Below are 11,962 nucleotides of genomic sequence, written 5' to 3' on the forward strand. Positions count from 1 at the left end.
ACCGCGGGCCGCAAGCCGCTTGGCGGAGCGAGAACAACACGACCACGAGCCGGGATCCATCTCGACTCACTGAAATTTGTTGCGAACGATTCTCGTTTTTTACATAATTCTCAACGTCTCGCCCAGCCAGCCACCTGAAACGGTCATCGTCACTCCGTCGATCGGGAAGCCAGCCAGCACCGACTTCCCGATCCAACCCTAGAGAGTCACGATGAAAGCTGCCGTTCGTTCCGGCGCGGCGCAGTCCGCGCACGCCCCCGCCCGCCCGCTGCTACCCCTGAGCGCGATCATGCTCGCCGTCCTGTCGGCGGGCGCGCAGGCGCAATCCACCCCGTCCTCGGCCAAGACGCTCCCGACGGTCACCGTCAACGCTGCCGAGGAAGCCCCCCACGACGGCCACCGCGCCACCGCCACCCGTGTCGGCAAGGTCCTGCAGGACCCGCACGACATCCCCCAGGCGGTCACCACGGTCACCAACACCCTGATGGAAGAGCAGCAGGTCGGCAGCCTCAAGGAGGCGCTGCGCAACGTCTCCGGCCTGTCGTTCAACGCCGCCGAGGGCGGCCGCTCGGGCGACAACATGAACCTGCGCGGCTTCTACACCTTCGGCGACATGTACCTCGATGGCATCCGCGACACCGCGCAATACAACCGCGAGACCTTCAACCTCGAACAGATCGACGTGCTGCGCGGCTCGGCCGCGATGCTGTTCGGCCGCGGCCAGGCCGGCGGCGTCATCAACCAGGTCACCAAGACGCCGCTGCTCGGCAACCGCGGCAGGATCACCGGCAGCGTCGGCATCGACGACTATCGGGAAGTGACTGGCGACTTCAACAAGGAGCTCGGCGACACCACCGCCGTGCGTCTGAACGTGATGAAGCGCGACGAGGGGAGCTGGCGCAGCAACCCGGCCGATGGCGCCGAACCGGAGATCCACCGCGAGGGCGCCGGCCTGAGCCTGGTCACCGGCCTGTACACCGACAACGAGTTCACCTTCAACCATTACTACCTGAAGACGCGCGACAACCCGGACTACGGCATCTCCTTCGATCCGGCGACCAAGCGCCCGACGAAGAACTTCTCCGCCGACACCTTCTGGGGCACGAACAACACCTTCGACGACAGCGACACCTCGATGACTTCGCTGGTGCACCAGTACAAGCTGTCCTCGCAGGCCGAGATCCGCACCCAGCTGCGCCATGCGAGCTACGAGCGCGTGTACTGGGCGCAGGCACCCGAGCGCATCAACCCGCCGAGCTTCGATGGCAGCACCGGCAGCCCGAAGGTGCGCCAGACCGACACCGAGAACCTGACCCTGCAGTCCGACCTCACCGCACGTGCGGAGCTCCTCGGCATGAAGCACGAGCTGCTCGCCGGCGTCGAGTACCTGAAGGAAGACTCGAGCCGCTGGGGGCTGCGGGATCTGGATCCCGGTGCAGGCCGCTTCTATCGTCCGGGCGCCTTCACCTCGGCGCCGGCGATCACCTACCAGGGCGACACGCTCGCCTTCTACGCCCAGGACACGATCGAGTTCGTGCCGAACTGGAAGCTGACCCTGGGTGCAAGGCATGACTCGCTCGACGCCGAGTATTCCAGCCTCAACTCGCCGCAGCTCGACTTCAGCGAGACCAGCCTGCGCACCGGCCTGTCCTGGCACCCGAACGCATACACCCACTACTACATCAGCTACAGCGACTCCTTCAGTCCGACCGCCGACCTCTACCAGCTCTCCGGCGGCAGCTACCCGGCCGAGCGCAGCAAGGTCACCGAACTCGGCGCCAAGTGGATGCTGATGGAGGGCGACCTCGCCCTGCGCGCCGCGTTGTACCGCGCCGACAAGGAGTGGGAGCGCAACACCGACCTCGAGTCCACCGCCGCAATCCTGACGAAGAAGCGCCGCACCGACGGTCTGGAGCTCGAGGTCGCCGGTCGCGTCACGCCGAACTGGGAGGTCTTCAGCGGCTTCTCGCTGATGGACGCCGAGATCCTCGAAGTCGCCCCGGGCGCGGACGTCCGCCTCGAAGGCCAGCGCCCGCGCAACACGCCCAAGCTCACCTTCAACCTGTGGTCGACCTACGCGCTCGGCGGCGGCTGGAAGATCGGCGGCGGCGTCGAGGCCAAGAGCGACCGCTACGCCTACGTGCCGACGGCTGCCAACGCGAACAGCAACTTCGTCAACGGCAAGTTCTCGCCCAACACGGCACCCGGCTACGCGCGCTGGGACGCGATGCTGGCCTACGAGCAGAAGAGCTGGGCCGCGCGCCTCAACGTCAAGAACATCTTCGACCGGGTGTACTACGACGCGGTGTATGACCAGGGCGGCTTCGCCATCCCCGGCAGCGGCCGCGCGATCATCCTGACCGGCGAATACAAGTTCTGATCCGAGCCTATCGATCGGCGGGCCCCTGCGGGCCCGTCGCTTCCACTGGAACATCCCGATGAACAAACGCGACTTCCTGCGCACACTGGGCGGCGGCCTCTCGCTCGCCCTGCTGCCCCGCACCCTGTTCGCCGCCACCACGCCCGGCGAACTCCCCGCAATCCGCCTGATCGCCGCCTGGCGCAGCCTGCACGACCTTGGCCGCGACGGCGCCTCGCGCGGCGCGAAGGCGGAGGGCAGTACCGACTACGTCGGCATCCTGGCCACCGACTGGCAGCAAGGCCTCGCCCGCATCGAGACCGCGGTCGCGGTTCCCGATCGGGTCCACGGCCTGCTGCCCGACCGCGACGGCGGTTTCCTGGTGTGCGCCAACCGTCCCGGCCCCTGGCTGATGCGCTGCGCCGCCGACGGCGAAGTGCTCGCCCGCCAGGTCCTCGAGGACGAGAAGAGCGGGCGTACGCTCAATGGTCACGCGGCCTTCGACCCCGCGGGCGAGTGGCTGTACACCACCGAATCCGAGACCGGCTCCACCCAGGGCTGGATCGCCGTGCGCCGGCGCGACAGCCTGCGCAAGGAGGCGGAGTTCTCCACCCGCGGGATCGAGCCGCACGAGCTGCTGTTCGACGCCGAGGGCAAGCTGGTGGTCGCCAACGGCGGCATCCTGCGCGCCGCGGGCGACCGCAAGCGCGACCTCGAGCGCATGGACTCCTCGCTGGTGCGGCTCGATCCGCGCAGCGGCGAGCGCCTGGGCCAGTGGTGGCTGAAGGACAAGCGCCTGAGCCTGCGCCACCTCGCCCTCGGCTCCGCGCCGGCAGCGGGCGGCCCTGCGCTGGTAGGTATCGCACTGCAGGCCGAGCACGACGACCCTGCCGAGCGCGCCGCCGCCCCCATCCTCGCGGTGTGGAATGGCGACAGCCTGGCAATCCCCAGCCGCGAGACCGTCGGCGCGGGCTACTGCGGCGACATCGCCACCGGCATGGACGGCGGCTTCTACCTCTCCGCCGAGCGCAGCCATCGGGTAGCGCGCTGGCATCCGGCGGCCCCCGCGCGCCTGGAGATCATCGCCGAGCTGAACAAGGCGGGCGCGCTGGCCGAACTCCCGCTCGACGGTACCCACGCCAGCCTGATCGGCTCACCGCGCGGCCTCGGCTTCTGGCACCCGCAGCACGATCCGATGCTGCTGCGCTGGCCGGTGGAGATCGCGCCGGACAACCACTGGACGCTGGTCGGAGCCTGAACCCCGCCACCCGCCTGGATCGCCGTATCGCGACTCGCGTCGCTCCTACAGGAAGCTCCGAAGCGGGGGTTTTCTGCAGGAGCGACGCGCGTCGCGACATGGAGCGGAGAATTCGCCCCGACGCGTTTCCCGCTTACGGGAAACGACCGCCACGACGACCCGCGGCTCTCGAGAAAACGCGCTACAAGTTGGTATTTTCTTTGCGAACCCATTCCACCGCGGGCGGGGGATGGGACGCTCAGAACTCCCAGGCCACGCCCACGTTGGCGATGTTGCGATCGTTGCCGCGACCGACCGCGCCAGAGATCTTCACGCCCTCGGCGATCGTGTAGCGCAGACCGACCTGGCGATCCGGGCCGGAATGCTCCGCACCGAAGGTCTCGACGACGAAGTCGAGCTGCTCGCCGAGCGGCACGTCGAGGCCGATGCCCCAGAAGTCGAGGTCCTCGTCGTCGCGCGCCCACTCGCGGCCGAGGTTCACATGCACCCGCGGGCCCTGCTCGAACGCCCAGGTCGCCAGGCCGGCGAGCGCGTCGACACGCGAGGAGTCCTCGCCGCTGACGCGCTCGCGCCCATACTCGTATTTCAGGCCAGCCGAAAGCCCGCGCTCGGACTGCAATGGCACCCATTTGACCGCCGCGCCGACGGCGCGGATCTTCGCGTCTGGATCGGCGTCACGATCCTTCCCGCGGCCATAGCCCACCTCCACTTCGACATTGTCGATCGGACCGAAACCGGCCGCGCCCTCGTAGCCGCGCACCGCGTCGTCGCGGCTCCAGCCGAACTCGAGCTTGGCGCCGCCGCGCTCGAGCGTGCCGGCATCATCGACCGCCATCGGGCGTTCGGCGAGAGCCGGAGGGGAACACAAGGCGAACAGCGAGGCCAGCACGATCGGGCGCAGCCCGGACTTGCGTTGAGACATGACGATTCCTTTGCAGGGAGAGGTGGACAAAGACGGGCCGCCCACACGAGCGGCCCGAAAAGGGATGCGCAACTCCGAACGACCGGGGCTACGAGGTGATCGCTAGACAAGACCCACGCCGTCGATGCGGCAGGGACGCCCGACACTCGGGCCTCGGACGTGCCCGCATGCGCCCGGAGGGGCTTCTTACTCGAACACCTGGCCAGACACGGAAAGGGCTGTGCGGCCATGTTCGAGCACCGCATCGCGATCGAGCTTCCCGGAATATTCGGCCCCCGCCTCAATGCAGCCGATGATCGCGGTCGCCGGGCCTGGGGATGGGTTAAAAAATATTAACCGCAACAACAATCATTACCGTTTGATAATCATCAACAGCGCGCGGGATTCCGGCTTACTTTGCGCGCCGCGGACATCCCTTGCAGGGCTTGTCCTTCCTGCAGCATTTCTTGCTCATGGACTTCTCCTCGTGGAATGGAAAGGACGGACACGATCGAACCGGACTGCTCAGTGCAGCGCCCGCGGATCATGGCCGCCATCGCCCGCATCGCCCAGCATTGCATAGGCCTCCCACTCCGCCACCAGCCGGGCGGCGCAGTCGCGCACGCAAGCGGAAAGGCGCTGATCGCTGCCGATCACCCGGAAGTGACCGGCGATCGCCTGCGCCAGCGCGGGCGAGCGCCGCGCCGGGAAGCGCGACAGCAGCTGCAGCACCGCCGCCAGCGCGAGCTCGGGATGGGTGTCGTACTCCGGCCCCGCGTTCGCGGCAACCCTTCGCCGGCTGGCGGATGAATGCGCGCTCACAGCCGCACCGCGTAGTACTCGACGACCTGCTGGACGTCGACCGGGAAGGGCACCTCGTCGGGCGAAGGGGTGCGCGTCACCGTCGCCGCGAACGCCCCTTGGTCGAAGGCGATCCACTCGGGGCGGGTCAGCGCCGGCTCGGCGAGCGCCTCGACCACCACCGGGATGCGCCGCGCACGCTCGGTAAGCTGGATGCGGTCGCCCGGCCGGATGCGGATGGAGGGGATATTCACCGCCCGCCCGTTGAGCAGCACGTGCTTGTGGCGCACGAGCTGGCGCGCCGCCACCGCGGTGGGCGCGAAGCCGGCGCGGAACACGAAGTTGTCGAGGCGGCGCTCGAGCAATTCCAGCAGCTTGTCGCCGGTCGGGCCACGGTCGCGCTTGGCCTCGCGGAACAGGCGCTGGATCTGCTTCTCGCCGAGACCATAGTTGAAGCGCAGCTTCTGCTTCTCGATCAGCTGCACGCCGAAGCCGGACTTGCGCCTCGGGCGCCGGCCGTGCTGGCCAGGGGGATGGTTGCGCTCACCCAGCGGCTTGCGCGACAGGCCGGGCAGCTCGGCGCCGAGGGCACGCATCACTTTCAGGCGGGGGCCGGTGTATCGGGACAATGGGTTCTCCTTCATTCAGGGATTCTTGCTGCGCCGACGCACGAAGAGCGCCAGCAGGACAGCCTCGAAGTCGAGACAGGGTCGGTTGAATATCGTCTTTGCGAATGATTCGCCATATCGTTAAAATCCGAATCACTGTCAAGCCTCTCTGTCCTGCGGTCCGGACCGCATCGAATACACGCCGGGCGCACGACCTTTGAGCTAGATCAGTAAAAGTCATAATGCGACCCATTATCGTTCTAGGCTTACTCCGCCCTCCGGACACCCGAGTTCATGGACTGCGCCACTTCGCCCTCCTCCCCCGCCGCCGCCGCGCTGCGCACCCTGGCCCTCGTCGGCCACCCCAACGTCGGCAAGTCGGTGCTGTTCCACCGCCTCACCGGCACCTACGTCACGGTGTCCAACTATCCCGGCACCACGGTCGAAGTCTCGCGCGCCACGCCACGCTTCGACCGCGAGGCCTCGCTGCTCGACACCCCGGGCGTGCTCGCCCTGCCCTCGCGCAGCGACGACGAGCGCGCCACCATGCGCGCGCTGCTCCATGAGGACATGCGCACGCTGATCCAGGTCGGCGACGCCAAGAACCTGCGCCGCACGCTCAACCTCACCGCGCTGCTGGCCGAACTCGGGGTGCCGATGGTGATGGCGCTCAACATGACCGACGAGGCCAAGGCGCGCGGGGTCACGGTGGATGCCGCGGCCTTGTCGGAGGCACTCGGCGTGCCGGTCGTGGCGACGGTGGCGACCGGCGGGGAAGGAGTTTCCGCGCTCACCGAAGCGCTGCAGCGTGCGGCGGTGCCGGCACCACTGCTGCGTTACGACCCGGTGCTCGAACGCGACATCGCGCGTGTCGAACAGCTCATCCTGGTCAACTGCCCGCACCCGCGCCTGGCCGCGCGCGGGCTGGCCATCCTCGCCATCGGGCGCGACCCGGAGGTGGACGCCTGGCTCGCCGCGCAGGCGAACAGTGCGACCGTGCGCGCCGTGCTCGCCGAACTCACCGCCGCCACCGGCCGCGACTCGCTCCCGGCGCGGCTCGCGCGCGAGCGCGGCGGCGCCGCCGAGGCGCTCGCGCGCACCGTCACCCAGCAGGCTGCCGGCAAGGACCGCACGCTGTCGATGCTGCTCGGCCGCGTCGCGGTGCACCGGCTGTGGGGCTGGCCGATGCTGCTCGGCGTGCTGTATCTGGTGTATCTCTTCGTCGGCGACTTCGGCGCCAGCACCCTGGTCGGGCTGCTCGAAGAAGACTTCTTCGGCGAGGTCCTCAACCCGGCGGTCACCGAGTTCGTCACGAGCCACATCTCCACGCCCTGGCTGGCCGACCTGATCGTGGGCGAATACGGCCTGTGGACCATGGGCATGACCTACGCGCTCGCGCTGATCCTTCCCATCGTCACCACCTTCTTCCTCGCCTTCGGCGTGCTCGAGGATTCGGGCTACTTCTCGCGCCTGTCGGTGATCGCCAACCGCATGTTCGCCGCCATCGGCCTCAACGGCCGCGCGGTGCTGCCGATGGTGCTCGGCCTGGGCTGCGTGACCATGGCCACGCTCACCACCCGCATCCTGCACACCCCGCGCGAGCGCCTGATCACCATCTACCTGATGGCGCTGGCAATCCCGTGCTCTGCGCAGCTCGGCGTGGTGCTCGGCCTGCTCGGCGGCATCTCCTTCGGCGCCACGCTGATCTGGGTGCTGGCGATCGTCGGCGTGCTGCTGTTCACCGGCTGGCTGGCGAGCAAGGTCGTGCCGGGCCGCCGCGTGCCGCTCGTCACCGAACTGCCGCCGATGCGCATGCCGGTGCTGGGCAACGTGCTCAAGAAGACCGGCGGCCGGCTCAAGTGGTACCTGATCGAGGTGATCCCGCTGTTCCTGATCGGCACCCTGATCATGTTCGGGCTCGACCGCAGCGGCGCGCTGCCATGGATCATCGAGGCCGGCGAGCCGCTGGTGGTGGGCTGGCTCGGCCTGCCGCCGGAGGCGAGCGCCGCCTTCGTGATGGGCTTCCTGCGCCGCGACTTCGGCGCCAGCGGGCTCTTTGCGCTGCAGAGCGAGCTGTCGATGATCCAGGCCGTGGTGGGCATGGTCACGATCACGCTCTTCGTGCCCTGCATCGCCAGCCTGATGATGATCATCAAGGAGCAAGGCATGAAGGTCGCCCTGCTGATGCTGGCGATGATCATCCCCACCGCCTTCCTGATCGGCGGCCTGCTCAACCACGGCCTGCACCTGATCTTCTGAGGAATCCGCGCCATGAACGCCACACACGTCCAGCCCCACGAGCGCATCCGCCTGATCGGCACCCCGGTCGGGCGCATGGTGCGCATCGACGACTTCGACGACGAGATCGACCCGCTGCAGCGCGAGCAACTGCACGCCTACGGGCTCTCTGCCGCGCACGCGGTGAAGGTGCTGCAACAGCAACCGATGACGGTGCTATTGTGCGAGCACGTCGAGCTCGCGATCGAGCACGCGGTGTCGCGCCATATCTGGGTGCAGCCCGCCTGAGCGCTCCAACCTGCCTTCGCAAACGTTGCGCGCGGGAGAACTGCAGACAAGACCGACGCCATCCTCCATACTATACAGTATGGACCGAACCCCGCGTGGGACGCCGGCCCGACCAGTTTGTTTGACAATGAACGGGAGAGGAAAAGGATGTCGCAAAACGCATATCAGCAAGGCCTCGACAAGAACGCGGCCAACTACGTGCCGCTGTCCCCGCTGAGCTTCATCGAGCGCACCGCCATGGTCTATCCGACGCGCACCAGCGTCGTCCATGGCACGCTCGCCTACACCTGGAGCCAGACCTACGAGCGCTGCCGCCGCCTCGCGAGCGCCTTGGTCGCGCATGGCGTGAAGAAGGGTGACACGGTCGCCTGCATGCTGCCCAACGTGCCGTCGATGTTCGAGGCCCACTTCGGCATACCGATGACCGGCGCGGTCCTCAACACCCTCAACACCCGGCTCGACGCCGACGCCATCGCCTTCATGCTGCAGCACGGCGAAGCCAAGGTGCTGATCACCGACCCCGAGTTCGCCGGCGTGGTCCGCGCCGCGCTCGAGCTGCTGCCGGGAGACAAGCCCCTGGTGGTCGACGCCCTCGACCCCGAGTATCCGGGCACCGAGCGCATCGGCACCGTGCTCTACGAGGACTTCCTCGCCGGCGGCAACCCCGACTTCCAGTGGAAGCTGCCCGAGGACGAGTGGGACGCGATCGCGCTCAACTACACCTCCGGCACCACCGGCAACCCGAAGGGCGTGGTCTACCACCACCGCGGCGCGTATCTCAACGCCGCCTCCAACATCATCAGCTGGGGCATGCCGCAGCACTCGTCCTACCTGTGGACGCTGCCGATGTTCCACTGCAACGGCTGGTGCTTCCCGTGGACCATGGCGGCCAACGCCGGCGTCAACGTCTGCCTGCGCAAGGTCGACCCGGCGCTGATCTACGAGCTGATCCGCCGCCACAAGGTCACCCACATGTGCGGCGCGCCGATCGTCTACGGCATGCTGATCAACGCCCCCGAGGGCCTGCGCGCCGGCATCGAGCACAGCGTCGCCGGCCTCATCGCCGGCGCCGCGCCCCCGGCGGCGATCATCGAGGGCGCCGAGAAGATCGGCTTCGACATCACCCACGTGTATGGCCTGACCGAAACCTACGGCCCGGCCTCGGTGTGCGCCAAGCACCCCGAGTGGGATGCGCTGCCGATCGACCGCCGCGCCGAGCGCAACGGCCGCCAGGGCGTGCGCTACCACATGCAGGAAGCGATCACCGTGCTCGACCCGGTGACCATGGAGCCGGTGCCCGCCGACGGCGAGACCATGGGCGAGATCATGTTCCGCGGCAACCTCGTCATGAAGGGCTACCTCAAGAACGAGAAGGCCACCCAGGAGTCCTTCGCCGGCGGCTGGTTCCACACCGGCGACCTCGCGGTCATGCACCCGGACGGCTACGTCAAGATCAAGGACCGCTCCAAGGACGTGATCATCTCGGGCGGCGAGAACATCTCCTCGCTCGAGGTCGAAGAGGTGCTGTACCGCCACCCGGCGGTGCTGACCGCGGCGGTCGTCGCCAAGCCCGACGAGAAGTGGGGCGAGGTGCCGGCGGCCTACATCGAGGTCAAGGAAGGCGCCGGCGTGACCGCCGACGACATCATCGCGCACTGCCGCGAACACCTGGCGCGCTACAAGGTGCCCAAGTTCATCGAGTTCTGCGTGCTGCCCAAGACCTCGACCGGCAAGATCCAGAAGTTCGCCCTGCGCGAGATGGCGAAGTCGGCCTCCGCGATCGAGTGATCGTGTCACGCGGTCGGCCCGTCGGGGCCGACCGCACTCGCCGCGCGCCGATGCCGCGTTCCGTCACCGGACGGACGCGGCATTTTTCCTTCCACACGTACTACCAGCCGAATCCCTTGCGCAGCAACAGCAGCATCGCCATGCCGAGGATGAAGGGCAGCCACGGATTGCGCGAGCGCAGCGCGACCAGGATCACGACTCCCCCCGCCGCGAGCTTGGGATTGAGCGGATCGAACGCACCGCCATCGAGCAGCAGGTCGGGCATCACCAGCGCCGACAGCGCCGCCGCCGGCGCGTAGCGCAAGGCACGCTGCAAGGCTGGCGGCAGACGCCCCTTCTCGCCGGCGAGGATGAAGCTGCCACGCGTCATGATCGTCGTCGAGCCGATGGCCAGCAGCGTCAGCCATAACCACAACCCCTCGCTCATCGCGCGGCCCTCCCTGCCAGCGCACGCTCGGCAATGAAGCCCGCGCCGATGCCGAGCGCGATGCCGGCAATCAGCCCCAGGCGCAGCGGCAGCTCGCGCAGCAGCACCGCACCCAGCCCGCCCACCAGCGCAGCCACCCACATCGGTCGCTCGCGCAGCATGGGGATCATCATCACCGTCAGCGCGATCGTGGTCATGAACTCCAGCGACCAGTCGCGCGGAATCGCCCCTGCGCCGAACACGCCGACCGCACCGCAGAGCTGCCAAAGCAGCCAGCAATACACCGAGGGCACGATGTAGTACCCCCATCGCCAGTGCGGATCGTCGGCCCTTTGCAGCTTGTCCGCGCCGACTGCGAACATGCCGTCCACCAGCAGATAGCTCGACGCCAGCCGGCGCATGAAGCGGTGATCATGGAAGACCGGCGCCAGCGCGGCACTGAAGATGATGAAGCGCAGGTTGAGCACCAGCGCAGTGAGAAAGATCAGCCATAAGGGTGCACCGCTGCCGATCAGCGGCAGCGTGCCGAGCTGGGCGGTGCCGGCATAGACCAGCAGGTTCATGCCCATGGACTCGGCCGGGGACAGGCCGATCGAGCGCATGGCGATGCCGGTCACGATCGCCCAGGGCACCAGGCCGACCGAGAGCGGCAGGAAGTCGCGCATGCCCTCGCGGGCACCGCGGCGGAACGAGGATTCCATCAGAACCCCAGTCCCTCGCCCGCACCGGCCAGGGTCGCGATGCCCAGGCCGAGGAAGATCGCCGCGGCGATGCCGTGCACCAGCTTCACCGGCATGCGCGTGGCGATGCGGTCGCCGAGCAGCACCGCGGGCACGTTGGCGATCATCATGCCGAGCGTGGTGCCGGCCACCACCGCGACCAGGGCCTGGTACTGCGCCGCCAGCGCCACCGTGGCGATCTGCGTCTTGTCGCCCATCTCGGCAAGGAAGAAGGCCACCAGCGTGGCGCCGAACACGCCCAGGCGCGGCAGCCTGGCCTCGTCCTCGTCGAACTTGTCGGGGATCAGCGTCCACACCGCCATCGCGATGAAGGACAGGCCGAGCACCCAGCGCAGGGTGTGCGGCCCCATCAGCGTGGTCAGCCAGGTGCCGACCGCGGCGGCGAAGGCGTGGTTGGCCAGCGTGGCGACCAGGATGCCGAGCACGATCGGCCACGGCCGGCGGAAGCGTGCGGCAAGGATGAAGGCGAGCAGCTGCGTCTTGTCGCCGATCTCGGCGAGGGCCACGATGGCGGTGGAGACGAGAAAGGCGTCCATGGGAATTCAGGTGGTGGC

Annotated in this window: 11 protein-coding genes; 5 read left to right on the forward strand and 6 right to left on the reverse strand. The window is 68.1% G+C overall.

The annotated features are described in order from the left end of the window. Nucleotides 1–211 precede the first annotated feature (211 nt). A complete protein-coding gene (locus ACZ5PP_RS09345; RefSeq protein ID WP_464826987.1) occupies nt 212–2,380 on the forward strand; it encodes a TonB-dependent receptor in 2,169 nt (722 codons plus the stop codon). A 58-nt stretch (nt 2,381–2,438) separates the two neighbouring features. Continuing rightward, entirely contained in the window at nt 2,439–3,617 is a 1,179-nt protein-coding gene (locus tag ACZ5PP_RS09350) for a DUF1513 domain-containing protein (RefSeq protein ID WP_004307531.1), read from the forward strand. Nucleotides 3,618–3,855: 238 nt separating this feature from the next. Here ACZ5PP_RS09350 and ACZ5PP_RS09355 read toward each other — a convergent pair whose 3' ends face one another. The 3 genes from ACZ5PP_RS09355 to rpsD all read right to left on the reverse strand — a co-directional run bounded on the left by ACZ5PP_RS09355 (nt 3,856) and on the right by rpsD (nt 5,948). After that, nucleotides 3,856–4,539, reverse strand: a complete 684-nt coding sequence (locus ACZ5PP_RS09355; RefSeq protein WP_012586001.1) for a hypothetical protein — start codon at nt 4,537–4,539, stop codon at nt 3,856–3,858. A 504-nt stretch (nt 4,540–5,043) separates the two neighbouring features. Beyond that, on the reverse strand, nt 5,044–5,340 hold the full coding sequence (locus tag ACZ5PP_RS09360) for a hypothetical protein (RefSeq protein ID WP_464826988.1): 297 nt from the start codon (nt 5,338–5,340) through the stop codon (nt 5,044–5,046). Continuing rightward, on the reverse strand, nt 5,337–5,948 hold the full coding sequence (gene rpsD, locus ACZ5PP_RS09365) for a 30S ribosomal protein S4 (RefSeq protein WP_464826989.1): 612 nt from the start codon (nt 5,946–5,948) through the stop codon (nt 5,337–5,339). The genes ACZ5PP_RS09360 and rpsD overlap by 4 nt, the downstream gene beginning before the upstream one ends. A gap of 273 nt (nt 5,949–6,221) precedes the next feature. On the opposite strand from rpsD, the gene feoB reads away from it, so the two are divergent. From feoB to ACZ5PP_RS09380, 3 genes are all read left to right on the forward strand, one after another. Further along, nucleotides 6,222–8,186, forward strand: coding sequence for a ferrous iron transport protein B (gene feoB, locus ACZ5PP_RS09370; protein ID WP_464826990.1), 1,965 nt, complete (start codon nt 6,222–6,224; stop codon nt 8,184–8,186). Nucleotides 8,187–8,198: 12 nt separating this feature from the next. Beyond that, nucleotides 8,199–8,453: a ferrous iron transport protein A gene (locus ACZ5PP_RS09375; protein ID WP_464826991.1), complete on the forward strand. Its 255-nt coding sequence runs from the start codon at nt 8,199–8,201 to the stop codon at nt 8,451–8,453. 147 nt (nt 8,454–8,600) lie between these two features. Beyond that, nucleotides 8,601–10,241, forward strand: coding sequence for an acyl-CoA synthetase (locus ACZ5PP_RS09380; protein WP_464826992.1), 1,641 nt, complete (start codon nt 8,601–8,603; stop codon nt 10,239–10,241). Between the two features lie 100 nt (nt 10,242–10,341). Here the strand turns inward: ACZ5PP_RS09380 and ACZ5PP_RS09385 are convergent, their stop codons facing one another. Genes ACZ5PP_RS09385 through ACZ5PP_RS09395 form a run of 3 tightly spaced genes read right to left on the reverse strand, consistent with a single transcriptional unit; the run spans nt 10,342 to nt 11,944 of the window. Next, on the reverse strand, nt 10,342–10,668 hold the full coding sequence (locus ACZ5PP_RS09385; protein ID WP_004323583.1) for an AzlD domain-containing protein: 327 nt from the start codon (nt 10,666–10,668) through the stop codon (nt 10,342–10,344). Continuing rightward, a complete protein-coding gene (locus ACZ5PP_RS09390; RefSeq protein WP_004323582.1) occupies nt 10,665–11,369 on the reverse strand; it encodes an AzlC family ABC transporter permease in 705 nt (234 codons plus the stop codon). Before ACZ5PP_RS09390 ends, ACZ5PP_RS09385 begins: the two co-directional genes overlap by 4 nt. Beyond that, the gene (locus tag ACZ5PP_RS09395; protein ID WP_004323580.1) at nt 11,369–11,944 is read right to left on the reverse strand and encodes a TMEM165/GDT1 family protein; all 576 of its coding nucleotides are present in this window, start codon (nt 11,942–11,944) and stop codon (nt 11,369–11,371) included. The genes ACZ5PP_RS09390 and ACZ5PP_RS09395 overlap by 1 nt, the downstream gene beginning before the upstream one ends. Nucleotides 11,945–11,962 lie beyond the last annotated feature (18 nt).

It is taken from the genome of Thauera sp. DNT-1 (assembly GCF_055393985.1).